The sequence below is a fragment of the Mycobacterium sp. AT1 genome, assembly GCF_002043095.1.
Classification (GTDB): domain Bacteria; phylum Actinomycetota; class Actinomycetes; order Mycobacteriales; family Mycobacteriaceae; genus Mycobacterium.
In genome coordinates this window covers 101,081-127,019 of sequence record NZ_MVOC01000018.1, presented here as the reverse complement: position 1 = coordinate 127,019, position 25,939 = coordinate 101,081, and the positions used below count along the sequence as shown (strand labels likewise).

The 25,939-nt window shown below is 69.1% G+C and carries 26 protein-coding genes; 21 read left to right on the top strand and 5 right to left on the bottom strand.

What is annotated here, in order from left to right:
• Positions 1–55: 55 nt before the first annotated feature.
• Both obgE and proB read left to right on the top strand, forming a co-directional pair.
• Positions 56–1,510, top strand: coding sequence for a GTPase ObgE (gene obgE / locus B1790_RS10225; RefSeq protein WP_079923097.1), 1,455 nt, complete (start codon positions 56–58; stop codon positions 1,508–1,510).
• Positions 1,507–2,610 (top strand): glutamate 5-kinase, encoded by a 1,104-nt coding sequence (proB, locus tag B1790_RS10220; RefSeq protein ID WP_079923096.1) that lies wholly within the window; start codon positions 1,507–1,509, stop codon positions 2,608–2,610. The genes obgE and proB overlap by 4 nt, the downstream gene beginning before the upstream one ends.
• A gap of 80 nt (positions 2,611–2,690) precedes the next feature.
• Here proB and B1790_RS10215 read toward each other — a convergent pair whose 3' ends face one another.
• Positions 2,691–3,320 (bottom strand): TetR/AcrR family transcriptional regulator, encoded by a 630-nt coding sequence (locus B1790_RS10215; RefSeq protein ID WP_079923095.1) that lies wholly within the window; start codon positions 3,318–3,320, stop codon positions 2,691–2,693.
• A 66-nt stretch (positions 3,321–3,386) separates the two neighbouring features.
• Between B1790_RS10215 and B1790_RS10210 the strand changes: the two genes are divergently transcribed.
• A complete protein-coding gene (locus B1790_RS10210; RefSeq protein ID WP_079923094.1) occupies positions 3,387–4,673 on the top strand; it encodes a cytochrome P450 in 1,287 nt (428 codons plus the stop codon).
• On the opposite strand, the gene B1790_RS10205 is transcribed toward B1790_RS10210, so the two are convergent.
• Positions 4,670–5,512 (bottom strand): NAD-dependent protein deacetylase, encoded by an 843-nt coding sequence (locus B1790_RS10205; protein WP_079923093.1) that lies wholly within the window; start codon positions 5,510–5,512, stop codon positions 4,670–4,672. The two genes, B1790_RS10210 and B1790_RS10205, sit on opposite strands and share 4 nt — an antisense overlap.
• 47 nt (positions 5,513–5,559) lie before the next feature.
• Between B1790_RS10205 and B1790_RS10200 the strand changes: the two genes are divergently transcribed.
• Positions 5,560–7,602, top strand: a complete 2,043-nt coding sequence (locus B1790_RS10200) for an NAD(+) synthase (RefSeq protein ID WP_079923092.1) — start codon at positions 5,560–5,562, stop codon at positions 7,600–7,602.
• Positions 7,603–7,631: 29 nt separating this feature from the next.
• Positions 7,632–8,423 (top strand): GntR family transcriptional regulator, encoded by a 792-nt coding sequence (locus B1790_RS10195; protein WP_079923091.1) that lies wholly within the window; start codon positions 7,632–7,634, stop codon positions 8,421–8,423.
• 1 nt (position 8,424) lies between these two features.
• On the opposite strand, the gene B1790_RS10190 is transcribed toward B1790_RS10195, so the two are convergent.
• Positions 8,425–9,279: a PfkB family carbohydrate kinase gene (locus tag B1790_RS10190; RefSeq protein ID WP_079923090.1), complete on the bottom strand. Its 855-nt coding sequence runs from the start codon at positions 9,277–9,279 to the stop codon at positions 8,425–8,427.
• 57 nt (positions 9,280–9,336) lie between these two features.
• Here B1790_RS10190 and B1790_RS10185 point away from each other — a divergent pair, with 57 nt between their 5' ends.
• From B1790_RS10185 to B1790_RS10145, 9 genes are all read left to right on the top strand, one after another.
• Positions 9,337–10,590 (top strand): glutamate-5-semialdehyde dehydrogenase, encoded by a 1,254-nt coding sequence (locus B1790_RS10185; RefSeq protein ID WP_079923089.1) that lies wholly within the window; start codon positions 9,337–9,339, stop codon positions 10,588–10,590.
• A gap of 17 nt (positions 10,591–10,607) precedes the next feature.
• Positions 10,608–11,483, top strand: a complete 876-nt coding sequence (locus tag B1790_RS10180; RefSeq protein ID WP_079923088.1) for a MoxR family ATPase — start codon at positions 10,608–10,610, stop codon at positions 11,481–11,483.
• Complete coding sequence (locus B1790_RS10175; RefSeq protein ID WP_079923087.1) at positions 11,483–12,931, top strand: VWA domain-containing protein; 1,449 nt, start codon at positions 11,483–11,485, stop codon at positions 12,929–12,931. The genes B1790_RS10180 and B1790_RS10175 overlap by 1 nt, the downstream gene beginning before the upstream one ends.
• 126 nt (positions 12,932–13,057) lie before the next feature.
• Positions 13,058–13,681 carry a nicotinate-nucleotide adenylyltransferase gene (gene nadD, locus B1790_RS10170; protein WP_255407260.1) on the top strand — a complete coding sequence of 208 codons (624 nt, stop codon included), beginning with the start codon at positions 13,058–13,060 and terminating at the stop codon, positions 13,679–13,681.
• The gene (gene rsfS / locus B1790_RS10165; protein ID WP_079923085.1) at positions 13,678–14,046 is read left to right on the top strand and encodes a ribosome silencing factor; all 369 of its coding nucleotides are present in this window, start codon (positions 13,678–13,680) and stop codon (positions 14,044–14,046) included. The genes nadD and rsfS overlap by 4 nt, the downstream gene beginning before the upstream one ends.
• Complete coding sequence (gene gpgP / locus B1790_RS10160; RefSeq protein WP_079923084.1) at positions 14,043–14,723, top strand: glucosyl-3-phosphoglycerate phosphatase; 681 nt, start codon at positions 14,043–14,045, stop codon at positions 14,721–14,723. Before rsfS ends, gpgP begins: the two co-directional genes overlap by 4 nt.
• Positions 14,713–15,456: a diglucosylglycerate octanoyltransferase gene (gene octT / locus B1790_RS10155; RefSeq protein WP_079923083.1), complete on the top strand. Its 744-nt coding sequence runs from the start codon at positions 14,713–14,715 to the stop codon at positions 15,454–15,456. The genes gpgP and octT overlap by 11 nt, the downstream gene beginning before the upstream one ends.
• 2 nt (positions 15,457–15,458) lie before the next feature.
• Positions 15,459–16,295: a DegV family protein gene (locus tag B1790_RS10150; RefSeq protein WP_079923082.1), complete on the top strand. Its 837-nt coding sequence runs from the start codon at positions 15,459–15,461 to the stop codon at positions 16,293–16,295.
• A gap of 18 nt (positions 16,296–16,313) precedes the next feature.
• Positions 16,314–16,925 (top strand): maleylpyruvate isomerase family mycothiol-dependent enzyme, encoded by a 612-nt coding sequence (locus tag B1790_RS10145; protein ID WP_079923118.1) that lies wholly within the window; start codon positions 16,314–16,316, stop codon positions 16,923–16,925.
• On the opposite strand, the gene B1790_RS10140 is transcribed toward B1790_RS10145, so the two are convergent.
• Positions 16,900–17,958: a dihydrodipicolinate reductase gene (locus B1790_RS10140; RefSeq protein WP_079923081.1), complete on the bottom strand. Its 1,059-nt coding sequence runs from the start codon at positions 17,956–17,958 to the stop codon at positions 16,900–16,902. The two genes, B1790_RS10145 and B1790_RS10140, sit on opposite strands and share 26 nt — an antisense overlap.
• Before the next feature lie 92 nt (positions 17,959–18,050).
• On the opposite strand from B1790_RS10140, the gene B1790_RS10135 reads away from it, so the two are divergent.
• The 5 genes from B1790_RS10135 (at position 18,051) to holA (ending at position 22,847) form a co-directional block, all read left to right on the top strand.
• A complete protein-coding gene (locus B1790_RS10135; protein ID WP_079923080.1) occupies positions 18,051–19,079 on the top strand; it encodes an acetamidase/formamidase family protein in 1,029 nt (342 codons plus the stop codon).
• Positions 19,076–19,480 carry a RidA family protein gene (locus B1790_RS10130; RefSeq protein WP_079923079.1) on the top strand — a complete coding sequence of 135 codons (405 nt, stop codon included), beginning with the start codon at positions 19,076–19,078 and terminating at the stop codon, positions 19,478–19,480. Before B1790_RS10135 ends, B1790_RS10130 begins: the two co-directional genes overlap by 4 nt.
• 86 nt (positions 19,481–19,566) lie before the next feature.
• Entirely contained in the window at positions 19,567–20,379 is an 813-nt protein-coding gene (locus B1790_RS10125) for a helix-hairpin-helix domain-containing protein (protein ID WP_079923078.1), read from the top strand.
• Between the two features lie 20 nt (positions 20,380–20,399).
• Positions 20,400–21,881, top strand: a complete 1,482-nt coding sequence (locus B1790_RS10120; RefSeq protein ID WP_079923077.1) for a ComEC/Rec2 family competence protein — start codon at positions 20,400–20,402, stop codon at positions 21,879–21,881.
• A gap of 21 nt (positions 21,882–21,902) precedes the next feature.
• Positions 21,903–22,847: a DNA polymerase III subunit delta gene (holA, locus tag B1790_RS10115; RefSeq protein WP_198951970.1), complete on the top strand. Its 945-nt coding sequence runs from the start codon at positions 21,903–21,905 to the stop codon at positions 22,845–22,847.
• 1 nt (position 22,848) lies between these two features.
• Here the strand turns inward: holA and rpsT are convergent, their stop codons facing one another.
• The gene (rpsT, locus tag B1790_RS10110) at positions 22,849–23,109 is read right to left on the bottom strand and encodes a 30S ribosomal protein S20 (RefSeq protein WP_079923075.1); all 261 of its coding nucleotides are present in this window, start codon (positions 23,107–23,109) and stop codon (positions 22,849–22,851) included.
• Positions 23,110–23,253: 144 nt separating this feature from the next.
• On the opposite strand from rpsT, the gene B1790_RS10105 reads away from it, so the two are divergent.
• Together B1790_RS10105 and B1790_RS10100 are read left to right on the top strand one after the other, a co-directional pair.
• Positions 23,254–24,960, top strand: a complete 1,707-nt coding sequence (locus B1790_RS10105; protein ID WP_079923074.1) for a circularly permuted type 2 ATP-grasp protein — start codon at positions 23,254–23,256, stop codon at positions 24,958–24,960.
• Positions 24,960–25,937, top strand: a complete 978-nt coding sequence (locus B1790_RS10100; RefSeq protein ID WP_079923073.1) for an alpha-E domain-containing protein — start codon at positions 24,960–24,962, stop codon at positions 25,935–25,937. The genes B1790_RS10105 and B1790_RS10100 overlap by 1 nt, the downstream gene beginning before the upstream one ends.
• Positions 25,938–25,939 lie beyond the last annotated feature (2 nt).

Here is a 25,939-nt window from a genome sequence, read left to right as displayed (position 1 = left end):
TCGGCTCTCGCACAAGCTCAGCAAAACGTAGATTTCGATTTGGAAAGGACCTGCCATGCCCCGTTTCGTCGACCGCGTGGTCATTCACGCGAAAGCCGGCAACGGCGGTAGAGGCTGCGCCTCGGTACATCGCGAGAAGTTCAAGCCCCTCGGGGGACCCGACGGCGGCAACGGCGGCAACGGTGGAAGCATCGTGTTCGTCGTCGACCCGCAGGTGCACACGCTGCTGGACTTTCACTTCCACCCGCACGTGGACGCCCCGTCCGGCAAGCAGGGCATGGGCAACAACCGCGACGGCGCCGCAGGCGAGGATCTAGAGCTCCGCGTCCCCGACGGCACCGTCGTCGTCGACGCGGACGGTCGGATGCTGGCCGACCTGACCGGTGAGGGCACCCGGTTCGAGGCCGCGGTCGGCGGCCGCGGCGGACTCGGCAACGCGGCACTGTCGTCGAAGGCACGCCGGGCACCCGGCTTCGCGCTGCTTGGCGAAAAGGGCCAGGCCCGCGATCTCACCCTCGAACTGAAGACCGTGGCCGACGTCGGCCTGGTCGGCTTTCCGTCCGCGGGCAAGTCGTCACTGGTCTCGGTCATCTCGGCGGCCAAGCCGAAGATCGCCGACTATCCGTTCACCACGCTGGTGCCGAACCTCGGCGTGGTGTCGGCGGGCGAGAACACCTTCACCGTGGCCGACGTTCCCGGCCTCATCCCCGGCGCGTCCGACGGGCGTGGCTTGGGTCTGGACTTCCTGCGTCACATCGAGCGGTGCGCGGTGCTGGTGCACGTCGTCGACTGCGCCACGATGGAGCCCGGCCGCGATCCGGTGTCCGACATCGACGCCCTCGAAGCCGAACTGAAGGCATACACCCCGACGCTGCAGGGCGACTCCTCCCTTGGCGACCTCGTCGACCGTCCGCGCGCGGTGGTGCTGAACAAGATCGACGTTCCCGACGCCCGTGAGCTCGCCGACTTCCTCCGCGAGGAAGTGGCGCAGCGGTACGGCTGGCCCGTCTTCGAGATCTCGACCGTGACCCGAGACGGGTTGCGCCCGTTGACGTTCGCGCTGTGGGACATGGTGGCGGCGTACCGCGCGGCACAACCGGTGGTGGCGGCGCGTCGCCCCGTGATCCGTCCCATCCCGGTCAACGAGAGCGGTTTCACCGTGAGCTCCGACGGCGAGGGCGGCTTCGTGGTGCGCGGGACGCGCCCCGAGCGCTGGATCGCCCAGACCGACTTCACCAACGACGAAGCCGTCGGCTACCTGGGGGACCGGTTGGCACGACTCGGCGTCGAGGACGAGCTGCTCAAGCAGGGCGCCAAGTCCGGGTGCGCGGTCACCATCGGCGACGTGACCTTCGACTGGGAGCCGCAGACACCTGCCGGCGTCGAGGTCACCATGTCGGGCCGTGGCACGGACCTGCGGCTCGAGCAGGACGACCGGGTCCGCGCCGACGAGCGCAAGATCGCCCGCAAGCAGCGACGGGAAAGTCGCCAGTACGACGAGCAGTCGTGACCAGCGCGCACCGCGACGCCATCCGCACGGCCCGTAGCGTCGTCGTCAAGATCGGCACCACGGCACTGACCACGCCGACCGGCATGTTCGACGCCAGCCGGCTGGCGTCGCTGGCCGATGCGATTCAGGCGCGGATGAAGGCCGGTTCGGACGTCGTCATCGTGTCGTCGGGCGCGATCGCCGCGGGCATCGAGCCGCTGGGGCTGTCGCGGCGCCCGACCGACCTTGCCACCAAGCAGGCCGCGGCGAGCGTCGGGCAGGTGGCCCTGGTGAACGCCTGGAGCGCGGCGTTCGGCCGCTACGACCGCACCGTCGGGCAGGTACTGGTGAGTGCCCACGACATCTCGATGCGCGTGCAGCACACCAACGCCCAGCGCACGCTGGATCGGCTGCGGGCGTTGCACGCCGTGGCCATCGTCAACGAGAACGACACCGTTGCCACCAACGAGATTCGCTTCGGTGACAACGACCGGCTGTCCGCGCTGGTGGCCCATCTCGTCGGCGCGGACGCCCTGGTTCTGCTCTCCGACATCGACGGGCTCTACGACTCAGATCCCCGAAAGGGCAACGCGCGCTTCATCTCCGAGGTGACCGGTGCCGACGACCTGGACGGCGTCATCGCCGGCGGTGGCAGTCGGCTGGGGACCGGCGGCATGGCGTCCAAGCTGTCGTCAGCCCTGCTTGCCGCCGACGCCGGGGTGCCAGTCCTGCTGGCCGCGGCCGCCGATGCGGGCGCGGCGCTGTCGGAGGCGTCGGTGGGAACGGTCTTCGCGCCACGCCCCGAACGCATGTCGTCGCGACGGTTCTGGGTCAGGTATGCCGCCGAGTCGACGGGCGCCCTGATGCTCGACGACGGCGCCGTGCGCGCGGTGGTCGGTCAGCGGCGTTCGCTGTTGCCCGCGGGGATCACCGAGGTGTCCGGCCGGTTCCACGGTGGCGACGTCGTCGAGCTCCGCGCTCTGGACGGCACGGTGGTCGCACGCGGCGTGGTCGCTTACGACGCAGCGGAATTGAGCACCATGGTCGGCCGTTCGACGTCCGAGCTGCCTGCCGAGATGCGCCGGCCCGCCGTGCACGCCGACGACCTAGTCGCCGTCTAGACCTTCCCGCCGCCGAGTGTGGAGTTCTCGTACGGTTCTCCCGGCTGAGGCGTGGCAGAAGTCCACACTCGGCGGGAAGATTAGGGCGCCTCGAGATATAGTGCGCCCCAGATGATCTGAGTCAGGGTGGCAGCTAGCTCGCCGTCGCCGGACTCCGGGGTGCCGGGCAGGGTCTGCTGACAGGTGCGCTCGACCATCCAGGTCAGGCTGGTCGCGGCCGTCTGCGCCGACAACTCGCGACGGATGAACCCGTCGTCCCGTCCGGCATCGATCACAGCCGCCAGACGCGTGGCGATCGCGGCGAGGATCTCCCGGTACGTGGCACCCACCGCGGCGTCGTAGCCCGCCATCTCGTTGAGCGCCACCAGCAACGGTTGGTGGTGGCGGTAAGTGGCCACCAGGGCCGTCATCGCGGCCAGCACGTCGGCCGGGTCGCGGCGACGGGACACCCCCCACCAGCGCTCCGCGGCGGCGGCCAGGTCGTCGAAGACCTGACCCGCCAACCGGCGCAGCAGATCGCCCTTGTCCTCGAAGTAGACGTAGAAGCTGGCGCGGGAGATGCCCGCCTCGGTGGCGAGTCGGTCGACGCTGAGCTCGGTGAAGCTGGCCCCGTCGGCCATTAGGCGCTCGGTCGCGTCGAGCAGCAGTCGCTCGATCTGCTCCCGGCGTTCCTGCCGATTGGCCTGTGGCCTTCTGGTCACCGACGCCATGGGGGAAGCCTAGCCGGGTCGGCGGCACCTTGACTAGACACACTGTCCAGACTTACTGTCACCAGCATGACTGTGTCACCGCTCACATCGACTTCCATCCAGCCTGTGCGGCGCGATCGTCCGTACGACCCGATCGACCTGTCCTCCCGCGCGTTCTGGGCCACGACCGCCGCCGCCCGCGAGACGTCGTTCGCCGAACTGCGCGCAGCCAGACCGGTCAGCTGGCACCCACCCGTCGAGGACTCGCTGATGCCGGACCCCGAGGACCGGGGCTACTGGGCGGTGACCCGGCACGCCGACATCGTGACCATCAGCAAGGACAGCGAGACGTTCCTGTCCGGCAAGGGCGTGCTGTTCGAGAACGTGCCCGAGGAACTGCTCGAGGCCTCGCAGTCGTTCCTGGCGATGGATGCCCCGCGACACACCATGATTCGCAAGGTCGTGCACGCCGCGTTCACACCGCGGCAGGTCCGCCGGATCGAGGACTCGATCAAGGCCAACGCCAAGGAGATCGTCGGGGAGCTGCGCGCCGCGGGCACCGGCGCAGACTTCGTCGACCTCTGCGCCAAGGAGTTGCCGATCCGAACGCTGTCGGACATGGTCGGCATCCCCGAATCCGAGCGGCAGCAGGTGGCCGAGGCCGCGGACGCGCTGGTGTCGTGGGGCGACCCGGAGTATCTGAACGGGCGAAACCCGTTGGAGGTGTTGGTCGGAAGTCAGATGTATCTGCATCAGGTGGCCGGCGCCCTGGCTGCCGACCGGCGGGCGAACCCGGGTGACGACTTGATCAGCGCGCTCGTCACCGCCGAGGTCGACGGTGACCGGCTCACCGACGCGGAGATCGCCGCGTTCTTCGTCCTGCTGGCGGTCGCGGGCAACGACACCACCCGCCAGACCGCCAGCCACGCCGTCAAGGCGCTGACCGACTTCGACGACCAGCGCGCCTGGCTGGCAGCCGACTTCGACGACCGCATTCCGGGCGCAGTCGAGGAGTTCGTGCGGTGGGCGACCCCGGTGATGACGTTCCGCCGCACGGCCGCCGTCGACTGCCAGGTCGGCGGCCAAGACGTCGCCGCGGGGGAGAAGGTCGTCATGTTCTACGCGTCCGGGAACTTCGACGACACCGTCTTCGACGCACCCGAGCGCTTCGACCTCTCGCGTAAGCCCAACCCGCACCTGGGCTTTGGTGGCGGGGGCCGCCACTTCTGCCTCGGTGCGCACGTCGCAAGGGCCCAGCTACGGGCGCTCTTCGGCGAATTGCTCACCCAGTTGCCACGCATCTCGGCGGGGGAGCCGTCCTACGTCGCGGGCAACTTCGTCCACGGCGTGCGCTCCCTGCCGGTCACCTTCTAGGGAGCGGGGATTGGGGCCAGCTCGTCGACGAGGAGGACCAGCAGCTCCGAGCAGCCCGCGTCGAGCTTGACCGTGGCGAACTCGTCACCGCGGGTGGTACCGCGGTTGATGATCGCGACCGGCTTGCCCGCCGCCGCGGCGTGCCTGACGAAGCGCAAGCCCGAGAACACCGTCAGCGACGAGCCGGCGACGAGAAGGGCGTCGGCGTCGTCGACCAACGAATACGCCTGCGCCACCCTCTCCTTCGGAACGCTCTCACCGAAGTAGACGATGTCGGGCTTGAGCATCCCGCCGCAGCGTGAGCAGTCGACGTATCGGAACGAGGAGGTCTCCTCGATCATCGCGTCGGCGTCGGGAGCCACCGCGATGCCGCCGACCCGTTCGGCGCGTTCGGCGAAGCCGGGGTTGAGCGCTTCGAGTTCGTCGGCCAACTGCGCGCGTGTCATCGTCGACCCGCACCCGAGGCATACGACGTCGGCGTACGTGCCGTGCAGGTTGACCACGACCTCGCTGCCCGCCTTGGTGTGCAACAGGTCGACGTTCTGGGTGATCACGCTGGTGACGACGCCGGCGCGCTCCAACGCGGCGAGCGCCCGGTGCCCGGCGTTCGGAAGGGTGGCGTGCATGTGCCGCCATCCGACGTGGTTACGGGCCCAGTAGCGCTGCCGGAACGCGGGGTCCGAGGTGAACTGCCGGATGGTCATCGGGTTGCTCGGCGGTGAGTCCGGGCCGCGGTAGTCGGGGATGCCCGAGTCGGTTGACAGGCCGGCACCCGTCAGGACTGCGAGGCGCCGACCTGCAAGCAGGCTGACCAGTTCGGGGGCGGTGGGGTCGTTCATCTCTGTCCAGCGTAGGCCGCTCACGGCGTACCTGGGATGATCGGGTCGTGGACTTCTACTCCGCCTACCGGCACGACTACGTGCGAGTCGCCGCCTGCACCCATCACACGACGTTGGCCGACCCGTCGGCCAACGTCGAATCGGTGCTGCGGCTGGCCCGTGAATGCCACGACGAGGGCGTCGGCCTGGCCATCTTCCCCGAACTGACGCTGTCGGGGTACTCGATCGAGGACATCCTCCTTCAGGACGCGCTGCTCGACGCCGTCGAGGCCGCCGTCGACGAGCTGGTGGTGGCCTCGGCCGACCTGCTGCCCGTGCTGGTGGTCGGCGCACCCCTTCGCCACCGCAACCGCATCTACAACACCGCGGTCGTGGTTCACCGGGGGGCGGTGCTCGGCGTCGTACCGAAGTCCTACCTCCCGACCTACCGCGAGTTCTACGAACGCCGACAGATCGCGCCCGGCGACGACCAGGGCGGCGTCATCCGTCTCGGCGGCACCGAGGTGCCGTTTGGGCCGGACCTCCTGTTCGCCGCGACCGACCTGCCGAGTTTCGTGCTGCACGTCGAGATCTGCGAGGACATGTGGGTGCCGGTGCCGCCCAGTGCCGAGGCCGCGCTCGCGGGCGCCACCGTGCTCGCCAACCTGTCGGGAAGTCCCATCACCATTGGCCGCGCCGATGACCGAAAGTTGTTGGCGCAGTCGGCATCCTCGCGGTGTTTGGCGGCCTACGTCTACGCGGCGGCCGGTGCGGGCGAGTCGACGACCGACCTGGCCTGGGACGGCCAGACGATGATCTACGAGAACGGCGTGCTGCTCGCCGAGACCGAGCGGTTCCCGAAGGGCGAACGCAGGTCGGTCGCCGACGTCGACACCGGGCTGCTGCGTGCCGAACGCCTGCGCATGGGGACCTTCGACGACAACCGGCGCCACCACGCCGACCGGGCCGACGCGTTCCGGCACGTCGAGTTCGTCCTCGACCCACCTGCCGGCGACATCGGGCTGCGGCGCGCGGTCGAGCGGTTCCCGTTCGTGCCGTCGGATCCCGAACGCCTACAACAGGATTGCTACGAGGCCTACAGCATCCAGGTCTCGGGTCTCGAGCAACGCATGCGGGCGCTGAACTATCCCAAGCTCGTCATCGGGGTCTCCGGCGGCCTCGATTCGACCCACGCACTGATCGTGGCGGCCCATGCCATGGACAGGGAGCGCAGGCCGCGCAGCGACATCCTGGCGTTCACCCTGCCCGGCTTCGCCACCGGCGAGCGCACCAAGGGCAACGCCATCGCGCTGTGCGCGGCCCTCGGGGTGACGTTCGCGGAGATCGACATTCGCGACACCGCGACGCGAATGCTGACCGAGATGGACCATCCGTTCTCCCGCGGCGAGAAGGTCTACGACGTCACGTTCGAGAACGTTCAGGCCGGGCTGCGCACCGACTACCTGTTCCGGTTGGCCAACCAGCGCGGCGGCATCGTGCTGGGCACCGGCGACCTGTCCGAGCTGGCGCTCGGGTGGTCCACCTACGGCGTCGGGGACCAGATGTCGCACTACAACGTCAACGGCGGGGTGCCGAAGACGTTGATACAGCACTTGATTCGCTGGGTCATCTCCTCGGGGCAGTTCGCCGACGACGTCAACACGGTGCTGCAATCGGTCCTCGACACCGAGATCACCCCCGAGTTGGTGCCAGCCGGTGAGGACGAGGAGATTCAGAGCAGCGAAGCCAAGGTAGGACCCTATGTGCTGCAGGACTTCTCACTGTTCCAGGTGCTGCGATACGGGTTCAGTCCGTCGAAGGTCGCCTTCCTGGCCTGGCATGCCTGGCACGATGCCGAAGCGGGTCGGTGGCCGACCGGCTACCCCATGGACAAGCGGCCGGAGTACTCACTGACGGAGATTCGGCGCTGGCTGCAGGTGTTCGTCCAGCGCTACTACTCGTTCAGTCAGTTCAAGCGCTCGGCGCTGCCAAATGGGCCCAAGGTGTCCGCGGGCGGGGCGCTGTCGCCGCGCGGTGACTGGCGCGCGCCGTCCGACATGTCCGCTCGGATCTGGCTCGAGGAGATCGAGCGCGAGGTGCCGGAGGCCTGACGTTTCCGCGGTGTGAAAAGCTCTCCGCTGTGGAGGAACCCAGCAACGGCGCCGCGCGGGTCAGTGCGGACGCGGGTGTGCCGCTTCACCGGCAGCTCTACCTGGTGCTTCACGACCAGATCGGCCGCGGAGCGCTGGCTTCGGGCGAGGCACTCCCGACCGAGCAGTCCCTGTGCGACCTCTTTGGCGTCTCCCGGATCACCGTGCGACGCGCGCTGGCCGACCTCTCCGACGCGGGGTTGGTCGACCGGCGCCACGGCGTCGGCTCGTTCGTCACACTGCGCACGCCCCAGGACCATCCCCACTTCGACAACGAGCGCGAGGTCGAATCGGAGACCGAAGTCGACGTGATCGAGTGCGGCGTCCGTGCCGTGCCGCCCGCGGTGGCGGCGCGCTTGGATTCCCGCGACCACGCCCTCTACGTGATGCGCGTTCGGCGCGAACGCACGACGGGTGAACCGTTGATCGTCACGGAGGCGTGGCTTCCCAAGGATCTTGGCGACGTGGTCACCGAGTCGTCGTTGACGAGGGCCCCGCTGCACCGGCTCATCGCCGACGCCGGTGTGACGCTGCAGCGCCTGGAGCACGAGATGACCGCCGAAATCGCCTGCCCTCGGACCGCGTCGTTGCTTGGCACCGCCATCGGGTCGCCCTTGATTCGAACGAGCCGCGTTGCGTTCGTCGACGACGCTCCGCATCACGTGCTGTCGAACGCCATGTCGCCCAACCGAAGCCGGATCGTGGTGAATCAGGGAGCCATGGACGCCGACGCCGGTGTCACCATGTTCGTGGCCCACGACGTGCTCGGGCCGACGACCTGAGTCAACCGGTTAGCACGTCGTCGACGGCTTCGGCGGACGGTGCGCAATCACCGGCACCCGCCGTCAGGGTCGCCAAGGCACCGGCCGCGCATGCCCTGCGAATCGCCACCTCGGGACCCCGATGCCATTCGGCCGCAAGGACTCCGGCGAAGACGTCACCGGCCCCGCTGGTGTCGACCGGTTCGACCGGCGGTGCCGGTACGTCGAACTCGACGTCGCCTCCCCGGTAGGTCGCACCGGCCGCGCCGCGAGTGACGACGAGATGTGCGACCGGCCAATGCCACTCGCTGGCCTCGACCGCGTTGACGACGACGACGTCGACCACTTCTGACAGCGTGGCGAGATCGGTGGGATCCGATCCCGAAGGAGACGCGTTGACGACCACCAGGGCGCCCGCCTCGCGTCCCACCCTGGCGGCGGCGAGCGCCACGTCAAGGGGAATCTCCAACTGCATCAGCACGACCTCGGCGGCGGCGACCGCCTGCCTGGCGCGGGCGGTCGCCATCGACAGGTGGGCGTTGGCGCCTGGCGCCACGACGATCGTGTTCTCGGCGCAGGCATCCACCACGATGGCCGCAGCCCCACTCGGGCCCGGCACGGTCACCGTGCCGTCAAGGCCAACGTCGTTGCCGAGCAGATGGGCGCGCAGGTGCGCTGCGGCGGCGTCGTCACCGAGCGCGGCGACGAGTTGGACGGTGGCACCCGTGCGGGCCGCGGCGACGGCCTGATTGCCGCCCTTGCCGCCGGGGGCCGCCGACAGTGACGACGCCAAGACGGTCTCGCCCGGCTGGGGGAGGGCACCCACGGTGAAGGACTGGTCGAGGTTGACGCTGCCGACCACGCATACTCTCGCCACGCCGCCTACCGTAACCCCGAAGGGGCCATTCGCGGCATACCTCGATAAGCTGCACTAATGAGCGTTGAGGCTCCTCCCACGACGAATCTGCGCGACCAGATTCACGACGCCGCCCGGCGGGCGCGCGTCGCCGCGCGCACCCTTGCGACGCTGAACACGGAGACGAAGAACCGGGCGTTGCACGCCGCGGCCGACTCGGTGTTGGCTCGGGTGCACGAGGTGCTGGCGGCGAACGCCGCCGATCTCGAAACCGCAAGGGCCGCAGGCACTCCCGAGTCCATGCTGGACCGCCTGGCGCTGAGTCCTCAGCGCGTGGAGGGTATCGCGTCAGGTCTTCGGCAGGTCGCAGGCCTGCCCGACCCGGTCGGTGAGGTGCTCCGCGGCAGCACCCTGGCCAACGGCCTGCAGATCCGTCAGCAACGCGTGCCGCTCGGGGTCGTCGGCATGGTCTACGAGGGCAGGCCCAACGTCACGGTCGACGCATTCGGGCTCACGTTGAAGTCGGGCAACGCGGCGCTGCTGCGCGGCAGCTCGTCGGCGGCTCAGTCGAATGCGGCGCTGGTGTCGGCGCTGCGGATGGCCCTGCTTGGCGAACGGTTGCCCGAGGACGCCGTGCAGTTGCTGCCCAGTGCCGATCGCGCCAGCGTCACGCACCTGATCCAGGCCCGCGGCCTGGTCGACGTCGTCATCCCGCGTGGGGGAGCCGGGCTGATCGACGCGGTGGTCCGCGACGCGACCGTGCCGACCATCGAGACGGGTGTCGGCAATTGCCACGTCTTCGTGCACGAGGCCGCCGACCTCGACGTCGCCGAGCGAATCGTGTTGAACTCCAAGACTCGTCGCACCAGCGTCTGCAACGCCGCGGAGACCCTGCTGGTCGACTCCGCGATCGCGGACACCGCGCTGCCGAGGCTGGTGGGCGCCCTCCAGGACGCCGGCGTCACGGTCCACCTCGATCCCACCGAGGAGGAACTGCGCGCCGAATTCCTCTCGATGGACATCGCCGTAGCCGTCGTGGACGGAGTCGACGCCGCGGTCGACCACGTCAACGAGTACGGCACGGGACACACCGAGGCCATCGTGACCACGAATTTGGCTGCGGCACAACGTTTCACCGAACGGGTGGACGCCGCCGCGGTGATGGTCAACGCGTCGACGGCCTTCACCGACGGTGAGCAGTTCGGGTTCGGTGCCGAAATCGGCATCTCCACCCAGAAGCTGCACGCCAGAGGTCCGATGGGGCTGTCGGAGTTGACCTCGACCAAGTGGATCGTGTGGGGCTCGCCCAACGGCCACACCCGGCCTTCCTAGCTAGGAGTAACCACCACGTGAGTGTCCCCGCTCGTCCCGCGCCGCTGTTCGCCGACATCGACGACGTCGCCAATCGGCTCGCCGAAACCGGCTACCTGCCCGACACCGCCACGGCGACGGCGGTCTTCCTCGCCGACCGGCTCGGCAAGCCGCTGCTCGTCGAGGGCCCGGCCGGCGTCGGCAAGACCGAGCTGGCCAAGGCCGTCGCCCAGTGCACCGGGTCCGGGCTGGTGCGACTGCAGTGCTACGAAGGCGTCGACGAGGCACGTGCGCTCTACGAGTGGAACCACGCCAAGCAGATCCTGCGCATCCAGGCGGGCTCGACTGACTGGGACCAGACCAAGATGGACGTCTTCAGCGAGGAATTCCTGCTGTCGCGGCCGCTGCTGACGGCCATCCGTCGCACCGATCCCACGGTGCTGCTGATCGACGAGACCGACAAGGCCGACATCGAGATCGAGGGCCTGTTGTTGGAGGTGCTGTCCGACTTCGCCGTCACCGTGCCGGAATTGGGCACCATCACCGCGACCCGCAAACCGTTCGTCCTGCTGACCTCCAACGCCACCCGGGAACTGTCCGAGGCGCTCAAGCGGCGATGCCTGTTCCTGCACATCGACTTTCCCTCGCCCGACCTGGAGAGACGGATCCTGTTGTCGCGGGTGCCAGAGCTTCCCGAGAAGATCGCCGAGGAATTGGTCCGCATCATCGGCGTGCTGCGCGACATGCAGCTCAAGAAGGTGCCGTCGGTCGCGGAGACCATCGACTGGGGCCGGACGGTCCTGGCCCTCGGCATGGACACGATCGACGACGAGATGATCGCCGCGACCCTCGGGGTGGTGCTCAAGCATCAGTCCGACCAGGTGAAGGCCAGCGGGGAGCTCAGGCTCAACTGATGGCAGTCCGTCGCACCAGCCCGCCGCAACCCCTTGCGCCGCATGGAGTCCCGGGACACCTGGTGGAGTTCGTCGAGGCGCTGCGCGGCGTCGGCATCGCGGTCGGTCCGTCGGAGACGGTGGACGCGGGCCAGGTGATGACGGTGCTCGGACTCGGTGACCGCGAAGTGCTGCGCGAAGGGCTGGCGTGCGCGGTGCTTCGGCGCCCGGATCACCGCAGCACCTATGACGCGATGTTCGATCTGTGGTTTCCTGCCGCGCTCGGTGCGCGCACCGTCGTCGACGACGACGAAGCCGACGAGGCCGAACCGCGGGACGCCGCGCCGAGCCAGGACGCCGAGGCGCTACGGGCCGCGCTGGTCGAGATGCTGGCGGGCAACGAGGACATGGCAACGGTCGACGACCGCTTGGCCGCGATGGTCGCCCAAATCGTCGAGGCGTTCGGCAAGTACAGCTCCAGCCGAGGGCCGTCCTACTCGTCGTATCAGGCGCTCAAGGCGATGGCTCTCGACGAGCTGGAGGGCAAGCTCCTCGCCGGGCTGTTGGCCCCCTACGGCGATGAGCCCACCCCGACCCAGGAACAGATCGCGAAGGCGATGGCCGCCAAGCGCATTGCCCAGCTGCGTCACATGGTCGAGGCCGAGACCAAACGCCGGACCGCCGAGCAACTGGGGCGCAAACACGTCCAGACCTACGGCATTCCGCAACTCGCCGAGAACGTCGAGTTCCTCCGTGCCTCCGGAGAGCAACTTCGCGAGATGCGCCGCGTGGTCTCGCCGCTGGCGAGGACGCTGGCCTCGCGGCTGGCCGCCCGCCGCCGACGGTCGAGGGCCGGCCAGATCGACCTGCGCAAGACGCTGCGCAAGTCGATGTCCACCGGTGGGGTCCCGATCGAAGTCGTGCTGAAGAAGCCGCGCCCCGCACGGCCGGAACTCGTCGTGCTGTGCGACGTCTCCGGCTCGGTGGCCGGTTTCAGCCACTTCACGCTGCTCCTGGTCAACGCGCTGCGTCAGCAGTTCTCCCGGGTCCGCGTCTTCGCGTTCATCGACACCACCGACGAGGTCACCGAGATGTTCGGTCCCGACTCCGACCTGGCGGTCGCCGTTCAGCGCATCACCAGGGAAGCCGGGGTGTACACCCGCGACGGTCACTCCGACTACGGGCACGCGTTCGTGTCGTTCCTCGACAAGTACCCGAGCGTGCTGTCCCCGCGGAGCTCGCTGCTGGTTCTCGGGGACGGGCGCAACAACTACCGCAACCCGGAAGTCGCCCTCCTGTCCCACATGGTGGCCGCGAGCAGGCACGCCCACTGGCTCAACCCCGAGCCCAAGCACCTGTGGGGCAGCGGCGATTCCGCGGTGCCGCGGTATGACGGCGTCATCCCGATGCACGAGTGCCGGTCGGCAAAGCAGCTCGCCGCGGTGATCGATCAGCTGCTTCCCGTCTAAACCTCCGCCGAACGTGGACTTCTGCCACGGTGTTCGGCCCGACGGCGTGGCAAAAGTCCACGTTCGGCGCGAAGGATGGCGTCGTCGATCGCTCCCGTAAGCTGCCTATTCGTGACTCGACGCAGGCTGGGGGTGATGGGCGGCACGTTCGATCCCATCCACAACGGCCACCTCGTCGCGGCCAGTGAGGTGGCCGACCTGTTCGCCCTCGACGAGGTCGTCTTCGTCCCCACCGGTCAGCCCTGGCAGAAACGCGATCGCACGGTCACCGCCGCGGAGGACCGCTACCTGATGACGGTCATCGCCACCGCGGCCAACCCGCGCTTCTCGGTCAGCCGGGTCGACATCGACCGCGGTGGTGCCACCTACACCAAGGACACGCTGCGCGACCTCGCCGCGCTCAATCCCGACGCCGACCTGTACTTCATCACCGGGGCCGACGCCCTCGGCTCGATCCTGTCGTGGCAGAACTGGGAAGACCTCTTCTCCCTGGCGCGCTTCATCGGCGTCAGCCGGCCCGGCTACGAACTCGACGCCGAACACATCGAGGCCGCGATGAAGGAACTGCCCGCCGGCTCGCTCAAACTCGTCGAAGTCCCTGCCTTGGCGATCTCGTCGAGTGACTGCCGAAGGCGAGCAGAACTCGGCAGACCCATCTGGTACCTGGTACCCGACGGCGTCGTCCAGTACGTCACCAAGCGCGGTCTCTATCCCGCGACAGCTCACGCGACAAAGGAACACCACGCATGACCGCCAATGCAGAAGCCATCCACATGGCCACCATCGCCGCCAAGGCGGCGTCGGCCAAGCTCGCCGACGACATCGTCGTCATCGACGTCTCCGACCAGCTCGTCATCACCGACTGCTTCGTCGTCGCCTCGGCGTCCAACGACCGGCAGGTCAACGCGATCGTCGACGAGGTCGAGGAGAAGATGCGGCTGGCCGGGTACAAGCCCGCCCGCCGCGAAGGCACGCGCGAGGGTCGGTGGGTGCTGCTCGACTACATCGACATCGTGGCCCACATTCAGCATCAGGACGAGCGCAACTTCTACGCCCTCGACCGGCTGTGGCGGGACTGCCCGGTGATCCCCGTCGACCTGGACGGCCCCCAGTGAAGGTGCGCCGCCTGGTGCTGCTGCGCCACGGCCAGACGGAGTACAACGCAGGCAACCGCATGCAGGGCCAACTCGACACCGACCTGAGCACCCTCGGCCGGGAACAGGCAGCCGCGGCCGCCGAGGTGCTGGCCAAGCGTGAGCCGTTGGCGATCGTGTCCTCGGACCTGCGCCGTGCGCTCGACACCGCGACGGCGCTCGCCGAGCTCAGCGGAGTGGACGTGTCCGTCGACACCAGGCTTCGCGAGACGCACCTCGGTGACTGGCAGGGCCTGACCCACCTCGAGGTGGACGACGTCGCGCCGGGGGCTCGCCTCGCGTGGCGCGACGACGCCAGGTGGGCTCCGCACGGCGGCGAGAGCCGGGTCGACGTGGCCGAGCGCAGCATGCCGGTGGTCGAGGAACTCCTCACCGGGCTCGGCGACTGGGGCTCCGCAGGCGCCGGGGGTGCCTCGGACCGGCCGGTCGTCCTGGTGGCCCACGGTGGGCTGATCGCCGCGCTGACGGCCGCACTGCTGGACCTGCCGGTGGACAACTGGCCGGTGCTCGGCGGCATGGGCAACGCGAGTTGGGTGCAGCTGTCCGGACATTCCGACGACGACGCGGCGCCGCGGGACGTCCGATGGCGGCTTGACGTGTGGAACGCCTCGGCCCAGGTCGCCAACGATGTCCTCTAGCGAGTTGCCTCGGAAGACACTGCTCGTCTTTTGCGACTCGCTGTCCTACTACGGGCCCAACGGCGGGCTACCTGCCGACGACCCGCGGATCTGGCCGAACATCGTTGCCTCCCAACTCGATTGGGATCTGGAGCTGATTGGACGCATCGGTTGGACGTGCCGTGACGTCTGGTGGGCGGCGATCCAGGATCCGCGCTCTTGGGCGGCGCTGCCGCGAGCCGGCGCGGTGGTCTTCGCGACGTGCGGGATGGATTCACTGCCGTCGCCGCTGCCGACCGCCGTTCGCGAGCTGATCCGCTACGTGCGGCCGCCGTTGTTTCGCCGGTGGGCGCGCGACGGATACGGCTGGGTGCAGCCGAGGTTGTCACCGGTGGCCAGGCCGGCGCTGCCCGCCCATCTGAGCGCGGACTACCTCGAACAGACCCGCGCCGCAATCGACTTCAACCGACCGGGCATCCCGTTCGTCGCGTGTATCCCGTCGGTCCACGTTGCCGAGACCTACGGCAAGTCCCACCGATGGCGCGACGCCACGGTCACCGCGATCACCGACTGGGGACGTCGGCACGGCGTGCCGATCGTCGACCTCAAGGCGGCGGTGGGCGACGAGGTGATGAGCGGTCGCGGCAACCCCGACGGCATCCACTGGAACTTCGAGGCGCACCAAGCGGTGGCCGACCTGATGATCAAGGGTCTCGCCGAGGCGGGCGTGACGACCGTGGACTCGGGCGGCTGAGCGTGGCGGTCATCGTGGTCACCGACTCGTCGGCCAGGTTGGACCCAGACCTGATGCAGCGGTGGGGGATTCGACAGGTTCCGCTGCACGTGCTGGTCGACGGCCTTGACCTGCTCGACCAAGTCGACGACGTGCCCTACGACGTCCACGACAAGCCGCACGCCACGACCGCAGGTGCCACGCCTGCCGACCTGTCGGAGGTCTACCGGCAAGCGTTGGCCGACAGCGGCGGTGACGGCGTCGTCGCGGTGCACCTGTCCGCGGCGCTGTCGAGCACGTTCAGCTCGGCCGTCGGGGCGGCACGCGAATTCGGTTCTGCTGTGCGCGTGGTGAATTCACGGTCGGCGGCAGCCGGTGTCGGGTTCGTCGCGCTGGCCGCGGCGCGGGCGGCGGCCGACGGAGGGAACCTCGACGCGGTCGAGTCCGCGGCGCGAGCGGCGGTGCCCCGCGGTCATGCGTTCATCGTCGTCCATAAGCTGGACAACCTGCGGCGCAGTGGCCGGATCGGCACTGCCGCTTCGTGGTTGGGTACGGCGCTGTCACTGAAGCCGCTGCTGTGCCTCGACGTGGACGGCCGGTTGGTGCTGTCCCAGCGCATCCGCACGGTGTCCAAGGCGCATGCCGCGCTGGTCGACGCGGTGGCCGAGGTCGTCGGCGACCATCCGGCGACGCTCGCCGTGCACCACGTCGACAACCACGACGGCGCCGCAGAGATCGGGGCGGCGCTGACCACCCGGCTGCCACAGGTGAATTCGATGTCCGTCACCGACATGGGTCCGGTGCTCTCCGTGCACGTCGGCGGCGGAGCGATCGGAGTCTGCGTGACGCTGGACGACTGAGGAGGCGCAGTGACACCACTGGATCTGGCTCGCGGGGAGCGCGAGGAGTTCGCCGACTTCCTGAGCGGTCTGACGCCCGAGCAGTGGAACCACCCGTCGCTGTGCGCGGGGTGGTCGGTGCGCGACGTCGTGGCTCACTGCGTCAGCTTCGAAGGCCTGACGGCGCGCGAGTTGGCGACACGGTTCGTCAAGGGCAGGCTGCAGACCGACCGGATCAACGCTCTCGCGGTCGCCGCGCTGGCCGAACACCCGACCGATCGACTCGTCGGCATCCTGCGGGACAACGCCGAACCCCACGGTCTCGGTGGCGCCTTTGGCGGCCGGGTTGCGCTGACCGACAACATGATTCACCAGCAAGACATCCGGCGGCCGCTGCGGCTGCCCCGTCGGATTCCCGCCGAGCGTCTGTGCGCGGCGCTGGACTTCGTCCGTTACGCGCCGACGATTCGCGGTGCGTGGCGCGCCCGCGGGGTGCGGCTCGTCGCCACCGACGTCGGCTGGTCGCACGGGAAGGGCCTCGAGGTGCGCGGCACCGGCGAGGCGCTGTTGATGGTCATGGCCGGCCGCCCCGACGCGCTGGCCGACCTGGACGGTGCGGGTGTGGTCACGCTCGCCGCGCGCGTCCGGTGACGGGCGGCAGGTCCTTGAGGGTGACGATCCCCGGCGCCGCGGCGACCACCGCGGGCACGGCGTTGGTCACCGGCATCGCGGTGTAGATCATCCCGAGACCCATGAAGCCAGGCTCGGTCCACTCCTTGGGCGGCAGGCAATGCAGCACGGTACGCATGTTGGGCGTGCCGAACACCTGGATGACGTGACCGTGTTCCAGCGGCTTGGGTGGGGTGACGTGATCGCCCATCGTCCAGTTGAATCCGACGCTGACGACGTTCTTCTCGCCGACCCAGCCTCGGTGATAGCCGAAGACGCCAGCGACGGTGCCCTTGGGGATCGTCATGAAGCCGAGGTCGGAATCGCCCGTGGCGGTGGTGAACTCGACGTCGAAGGTCAGCCGGTCAAGGGTGGCGCCGATCGCGTCTGCCATCATCGCCGCGGACTCGGCGAACACCTCGCTCTCGCGTCGCACGCTCTCGGCGAGCCCCGGCGTCTCCGGGTCCTGGCCGAAGCCCATGGCCGCCTGGGTGCCCGCCGACTCGTAGGTCGAACAGTCCACCGACTCGGTGATCCGGATCTGGTCGACGTCTTCGCAGGCGCCCGAGAGCACCATCCCCACCATGTTGGTCATGCCGGGGTGGGCGCCGCTGCCGAAGATCGTGGAATTGCCTGCGATACAAGCTTTCTCGATTCGCTCCCGGTCATCGGGGCTCTGCTTGCCGCCGGTGATCCAGGCGGCGCTGGAGCAGACGTTGACGCCCGCCTCGAGCAGACGGACCAGCTCGTCGACGCTGGGCCACAGCGGGTTGTAGCAGCACGCGTCGGGCTTCAGGGCGATGAGGGCGTCGACGTCGTCGGTCGCGGTGACTCCCGTGGGCTCGGTGAGCCCGGCGAGGTCGGCGGCGTCGACCCCCACCTTGTCGGCGCCGTGGGCGTACACCCCGACCAGCTCCATGTCGTCGCGGCCGATGATGGCGTGCAGCGAACGCTTCCCGATGTTGCCGGTGGTCCACTGGATCACCCGGAGCGGCCGATTGGTCGTCGAAGTCATGAGTGGACACTATTCGCGAGGTGTCCACCAGCGGGGCGAATCCTCGACTTCGTCGCCGCGCCGTGGCGGTCGTCCGCTGGCATGATCGCCGGATGCACCACTTCTTGCCCGCCACGCCGTCGACGGTGCACTGGGGCTTCTTCGATCCGCGGTTGCCCCCGGCAGTGGTCGTGGCCTCCGGTGACTTGATCCAGATCGAGACGCTGACCCATCACGCTGGCGACGCTCCCGACTTGCTGATGGACGACGGCATCGCGGCAGTGTTCGCCTCCGTCCTCGACCGAGGGCCGGGACCGCACCTGCTCACCGGCCCCATCGCCGTCGAGGGTGCCCGACCGGGGGACGTCCTGCAGGTCGACATCTTGGAAGCCGTTCCGCGGCTGCCACATGGCTCGAACCTCGCCGCACACTGGGGCCACCTCTACGACGTACTTCCTGGCGAACGCGTCACGATCTACGAACTGGACCCCGACGCACTGCTCGGACGTGCGGTCTTCGGCTACGACTGGACCACGACTCCACTGGCCGACCAGCCGGGCACGATCGTGCCCCCTGACGCCGCGGCCCGTGAGCCTGCGTTGCCAGGTGTGGTCATCCCACTACGGCCGCACTTCGGCACAATGGGGGTTGCGCCCGCCGAGCCGCTGCGGGTGTCGTCGGTGCCGCCCGGCGATCATGGGGGCAACGTCGACGACTGGCGGATCGGAGCGGGTGGACGAATGTACTTTCCCGTCCAGGTGGACGGCGCGCTGCTGTCAGTTGGGGACCCACACGTCTCGCAGGGCGACGGTGAGGTCAGCGGGACTGCACTGGAGGCGTCGCTGAACGGACTGTTGCGCGTGACCATTCGCCGGGATCTGCCGTTCACGGTGCCGGTGCTCGAGACGTCGACGGACCTGGTGGTGCACGGGTTCGGTGACACGCTGGACGAAGCGATGAAGGCCGCCGCGGTGAGAACTCTCGACGTCTTGCAAGAGCATTTCGGTCTGACGGCTGCGGACGCGTACTCGTTCATGTCGGTCGCCGTCGACTTCACGGTCACCCAGGTCGTCGATCAACGCCAGGGAGTGCACGGCCGGATCGACAAGCGGTGCTTCCCGAGTTGGCGGGTCGCCGGATGACCGGCATTCGCGCATTCACCTTCACTCCCGCCGACGGCGTGCCGCCGGGCGTCGCCCCCTTCGTCCACGCCACCGCCGCGGGGCAGACGCTCTACGTGACCGGCCAGATGCCGACCGGGGTGGACGGCGCCGTCGTCGGCACCGAGGTGGCCGCCCAGACCGACCAGGTGCTACGCAACCTGTTGCGCGTCACCGAGCTATGCGGAGGTGGGCTGGCCGACGTCGTGTCGGTCCGCGCGTTCCTGATGGACTGGGACGACTACGAGGCGTTCAACGCGGCCTACGCCGCCTGGTTTCCGGACCGGCTGCCCTCCAGGACCTGCGTCGGGGTGACCGGGCTCGCGGTCGGTGCGCTCGTCGAGATCGACTGGGTGTGCTGGCGCCCCGACGGTTGGCAGTAATCCACAGATCCCACTTCATCCACAGCCCGTGACGATTGGCCGGCTGGCGGGGCGATGACGTCCACGGCCACCCCTACCGTCACGGCATGCGCACCGAACGACCGATCCTCGAGGCGGAACGTCGACTCTCCGGGGCACGCGTGCTCGACGAGGAGGCCGCTGGAGGCACCCCCGACGGCGAGGAGTCCGACACGTCGCTGTCGCGCTGGCTTCCCGAGGCCACCTCGGGCAAGGCGGCGGGATGGCTTGCCACGGTTCGGGCCGACCCGGGACGCGCGGGCGTCGTCGGCCTCGGAATCGTCGGCGCCGTCGCCGTCCTGGTGACGGTGTTCACGCTCACCCGCGACGACGGGCCCGCCATCACGTCGGCGAAACTGCCTCCGGTGCAGATGGTGTCGTCCACGGCACCGGTCGCACCTGCCAACGGCGAGGTCACCGTCAGCGTCGTGGGGCTCGTGCACCAACCCGGTTTGGTGACCCTCGGCGCCGGTGCCCGCATCGCCGACGCACTCTCCGCCGCCGGCGGCCCGCTCGACGGTGCCGACCTCGTCGGACTGAACATGGCGCGCCGGGTGGGTGACGGCGAGCAGATCGTCGTCGGTCTGTCGTCGCCACTGGGCGCACCGCCGGCGATGGGCAGTTCAATCACCTCGCCGACGGGCGCGGCACCGACGCCGCAGGCAGGCGAGAAGGCTTCGGCTCCAGGGGAACTCGTCGACCTGAACACCGCGACGCTCGAGCAGTTGGACGCCCTGCCCGGGGTCGGTCCGGTCACGGCGGCGGCGATCGTCGCGTGGCGGGATGCGAACGGCTCGTTCGCGGGCGTCGACCAACTCGGCGAGGTCGAGGGTATCGGCCCCGCGCGTCTGGAGAAGCTGCGCGGCCTGGTCCGGGTGTGACGTCCGCTGTGACGTCCCCCATGGTCGCCACCGTCCCCGACGTCCGCCTGGTGCCCAGCGCGCTGACCAGCTGGGCGGTCGCCGCGGCAGGCATCGTGTGGGGTGGGACGGCGGCAATGGTGGTCGCGGCGGTGGCCGTCCTCGTGGCTGCGCTGATCGCGTGGCGGTTGCGCATGGTCTGGCCGGCCGTGGTCGCCGTGGCGGCGGTCGGCCTCGCCTTCGCGGTCGCCGTCGGACTGCGGGTCGACGACGCCGAGCACCATCCGATCGTGTCCCGGTACGGCACGACCGCGGCGGTGGTGGTGACGCCGAGCGAGTCGCCACGCGTCCTGCGTGGCATGCGAATGATGTTCCGCGCCAAGCTCGTGTCGCTGGACGGGCAGCAGACCGCCGGTCGCGTCGTCGTCTTCGCATCTGGCGTCGACTACGGCGACGTCACGGCGGGCAGGCCCGCGGCGTTCCGCGCTCACATCTCGCGTCCGATGCGGCGCGACCTGTCGGTGGCGGTGTTGACCGCGACCGGCGCCCCGAGGTGGGGAACGGCGAGCCTGGTACAGCGGGCGGCCGCCGACGTCCGCGCCCGGTTCGCCGAGGCGGCGCGGACGGTGCTGCCCGGCGAGCAGGCGGCGATGCTGCCCGCACTGGTGCTTGGAGACACCTCCGCTCTCGGCGAGGACGTGCAGGACGAGTTTCGCGCCGCGGGGTTGACCCATCTGACCGCGGTCTCGGGTGCCAACGTCACCATCGTCTGCGGTGCGGTGCTGTTGACGGCGGGGCTGGTCGGGCCACGGGTCGCGGTGGTACTCGCCGCGGTGGCGTTGATCGCGTTCGTCGTGGTGGTGCAACCGTCGGCCAGCGTGCTGAGAGCCTCGGTGATGGGGTCCATCGCTCTGTTCGCCGTGCTGTCGAAGCGCCGACGGCAGGCGATCCCCGCGTTGTCCGCCTGCGTGCTGGTGCTTCTGGTGGCCGCACCCGAACTCGCAGTCGACGTCGGGTTCGCGCTGTCCGTGTCGGCGACCGCCGCACTGGTCGTCGTGGCTCCGGTGTGGGCACGCCGCCTGGTCGACCGAGGCTGGCCGCAACCGCTGGCGGCGGCGGTCAGCGTCGCCGCCGCGGCGCAGCTCGTCACGGCGCCACTGGTGGCCGGCATGTCGGGCACCTTCAGCATGGTGTCGGTGTTGGCGAATCTCGCCGTCGCCGTGGTGATTCCGCCGATCACGGTGATCGGGACCGGCGCGGCGGTGCTGACGGCGCCGTGGCCCGCCGCGGCCGAGCTGATGATCCGGTTCACCGGCCCCGAGCTGTGGTGGTTGACCCACGTCGCGTCGTGGGCGTCGGCGCTGCCCGGCGCGGTGGTGACCACCCCGTCCGGGTGGCCGGGGGTGGTGACCGTGGCGATCGCGGGCCTGGCCACGGTGGCACTGTGGCGATGGAAGTGGGGGCGCATCGCGGTCGTCGGGGCCGGGGTGTGCCTGGTGGCGTGGACCGTCGGTGCGGCGTGACACCATCGTGGCGTGAGCCAACTGCACCTCGTCCTTGGCGATGAAGATCTGCTCGTCGACCGCGCCATCGCCGCGGTGCTGCGGATCGCCCGCAAGGAGGCCGGCACCCATGACGTGCCCGTCGACCGCATGCGTGCGGGCGAGGTCAGCGTCAACGAGCTCGCCGAACTGCTCAGCCCGTCACTGTTCGCCGACGAACGCGTCTTGGTACTCGAGGCGGCGGCCGAGGCGGGCAAGGACGCGGCGGCACTGATCGCCGACGCGGCTGGGGACCTGCAGCCGGGCACCGTTCTGGTCGTCGTGCACTCGGGCGGCGGCCGGGCCAAGGCGCTGGCCGATCAGCTGAAGAAGCTGGGGGCCGAGGTATACCCGTGCGCCAAGATCAAGTGGCCCAACGAACGCGTCGACTTCGTGCGACGCGAGTTCCGCGACCTCAAGGTGAAGGTGTCCGACGAGACGGTCACCGCGTTGGTGGACGCCGTCGGCTCCGACGTCAGGGAACTGGCGGCGGCGTGCTCTCAACTGGTCGCCGACACCGACGGCAAGGTCGACGCAGCAGCGGTGCGGCGGTACCACTCCGGCAAGGCCGAGGTGAAGGGATGGGACATCGCCGACATGGCGGTGTCAGGTGACGTCTCGGGTGCGGCCGAAGCCCTGCGGTGGGCGATGATCAGCGGGGAGCCGCACGTCGTGCTCGCCGATGCGCTGGCCGAAGCCGTCCACGCCATCGCCCGCATCGGGCCGCAGTCGGGAAGTCCGTACCAGTTGGCCAGCGAACTGGGAATGCCTCCGAAGCGAGTCGAGAAGGTGCAGCGGCAGTCGAGGCGATGGACGCGGGATTCGGTGGCCGAGGCGATGCGCCTGGTGGCCGCCTTGAATGCAGACGTCAAGGGCGCAGCCGCCGACTCGGACTATGCGCTCGAGTCAGCGGTGCGGAAGGTGGCCGAATTGGCCGGGGGGCACTAGCTCAGAGCTTGTGCAGGGCCTGCGCCAGAGCGGACTTCTTGTTGGCCGCCTGGTTCTTGTGGATGACGCCCTTGCTGGCGGCCTTGTCGAGCTTGCGGCTGGTGGTGGTCAGCAGCTCGGCAGCCTTGTCCTTCTCGCCAGCGTCGATCGCCTCGCGGAAGCCGCGGACAGCCGTACGCAGAGCGGACTTCACCGACTGGTTGCGCAGGCGCGCGGTCTCGTTGGTGAGGATGCGCTTCTTCTGCGACTTGATATTGGCCACGCGTAAGTTCCTTCTGATGTCAGCTGAAGTGGGATGCGCCCGGCAGGAGACCCGGCGGGCAGCGACAGGTCAGGTTACCAGCGCGGCGGGCAAATCCCCAAAGCGGAGGGGCCTGGCCTGCCGAAATTGGACAGTTGGGGCAGCATGTCACAGGTGAGCCTTCGAACCCTGCCCGCGGACGGCGCCCGAACGGGTCGCAAGACCGCCTCATCGTCCAAACGTCACGACGGAATCTTCGGCGGCTACAACAACGTCGGAAACTATTCCAAGGCCTTCGACGAGATGTTCGACGCGCAGGGCAACGTGCGCGGCCCGTACAAGGGCATCTTCGCCGAACTCGCCCCGTCGGACGCCTCCGAACTCGCCGCCCGGTCCGAGGCGCTCGGGCGCGCGTTCGTCGACCAGGGCATCACGTTCTCGCTGTCGGGGCAGGAGCGGCCCTTTCCGCTGGATCTGGTGCCGCGCGTCATCTCGGCCGCCGAGTGGTCACGCCTGGAACGTGGCATCAAGCAGCGCGTCAAGGCGCTGGAGATGTTCCTCGACGACATCTACGGCGATCAGGAGATCCTCCGCGACGGCGTGATCCCGCGGCGGTTGATCACCTCCTGCGAGCACTTCCACCGCGAGGCGGCGGGCATCGTCCCCCCCAACGGCGTGCGCATCCACGTCGCAGGCATCGACCTGGTGCGCGACGGCCAGGGCACGTTCCGGGTGCTCGAGGACAACCTGCGGTCCCCGTCGGGCGTCTCCTACGTGATGGAGAACCGCCGGACGATGGCACGGGTCTTCCCGAACCTCTTCGCCACCCACCGGGTGCGCGCGGTCGGCGACTACTCCTCGCACCTGCTGCGCGCGTTGCGCAACGCCGCTGCCTCCAATGAGGCCGATCCCACCGTCGTCGTGCTCACCCCTGGTGTGTACAACTCCGCGTATTTCGAGCATTCGCTGCTGGCGCGGCAGATGGGCGTCGAGCTGGTCGAGGGGCGCGACCTGTTCTGCCGCGACAACACCGTCTACATGCGGACCACCGAGGGTGACCGTCAGGTCGACGTCATCTACCGCCGGATCGACGACGAGTACCTCGACCCCATGCACTTCAAGCCCGATTCGGTGCTCGGCGTCGCGGGGATCCTCAACGCCGCGCGCGCCGGCAACGTGGTGATCTCCAGCGCCGTCGGCAACGGCGTCGGCGACGACAAGCTGGTGTACTGCTACGTGCCGACGATCGTCGAGTACTACCTCGGCGAGAAGCTGTCGCTTGCCAACGTCGACACCTTCAGGTGCTGGCTCGACGACGAGCGCGAGGAGGTGCTCGACCGCATCGACGAACTCGTCATCAAGCCCGTCGAGGGCTCCGGTGGCTACGGCATCGTCTTCGGTCCGAGCGCCACGGAGAAGGAGCTGGCGGCAATCGTCAAGAAGGTGCGCGCCGATCCGCGCGGCTGGATCGCCCAGCCGGTCGTGCAGCTCTCCACCGTGCCGACGCAGATCGGCGACGAGCTGGCGCCGCGGCACGTCGACCTCCGACCGTTCGCGGTCAACGACGGCGACGACGTGTGGGTGCTGCCCGGCGGCCTGACTCGCGTTGCGTTGCCCGAGGGGTCGCTGGTGGTGAACTCCAGCCAGGGTGGCGGTTCCAAGGACACCTGGGTGCTGGCGTCGCGGACGTCGGTGGCCGATCGCGAGCTTGCCGCCGCGGAAGTCGTTCGCGCCCTTCCCAAAACGAAGCCGACCAAGGAACGCAACGGCGACGGGCCCGCCCAGACGCAGACGCAATCCCAGGCGCTCGGCCCCCTCGAGGGTCAGCAGGAACAACAGCAGCAGCAACAACAGCAGCAGGCGGTGAACTGATGCTCGCACGCAACGCGGAATCGCTGTACTGGATCGGCCGCTACGTCGAGCGGGCCGACGACACGGCCCGCATCCTCGACGTCACCGTCCACCAGCTCCTCGAAGACTCCAGCGTCGACCCCGACCAGGCGTCGCGCACGTTGCTGAAGGTGCTCGGCATCAAACCGCCGAAGACCGAACTCGACCTGTGGTCGCTGACCGACCTCGTCGCGTTCAGCCGTGACACCGAAGGTGGCTGCTCGATCGTCGACTCGATCTCTGCGGCCCGCGAAAACGCCCGCGGCGCACGGGAAGTCACCTCGACCGAAATCTGGGAGTGCCTCAACACGACCTACAACGCGCTGCCGGAACGGGAACGCGCCGCCAAGCGTCTCGGGCCGCACGAATTCCTGTCGTACATCGAGGGTCGCGCGGCGCAGTTCGCCGGTTTGGCCGACTCGACGCTGTCCCGTGACGACGGCTACCGGTTCATGGTGCTGGGGCGGGCCATCGAACGCGTCGACATGATCGTGCGGCTGCTGCTCTCGCGTGTCGGCGACAGCGCGTCGTCGCCTGCGTGGGTGACGGTGCTGCGGTCCGCCGGTGCGCACGACACGTACCTGCGGACCTATCGCGGTGTGCTCGACGCAGGCCGGGTGGTCGAGTTCATGATGCTCGACCGACTCTTCCCGCGATCGGTGATGTATTCGCTGCGGCTTGCCGAACACAGCCTGGACGAACTGCACCATCGCAGGCTCAACCGTGTCGGCGCGACCGCCGAGGCGCAGCGTCTGCTCGGCCGCGCTCGCAGCGAGCTGGAGTTCCTGAGGTCGGGCGTGCTGCTGGAGTCCCTCGACGAACGCCTCGGTGCGTTGCAGGTCACCTGCGCCGAAGTCGGCGAGGCACTGGCGCAGGAGTACTTCTACTCGGCACCGTGGGTCGCCTGGACCGACGCGGGTCGCAACGGTTCGCTGGTCATCGAAGAGGGCGAGGTCTGAGA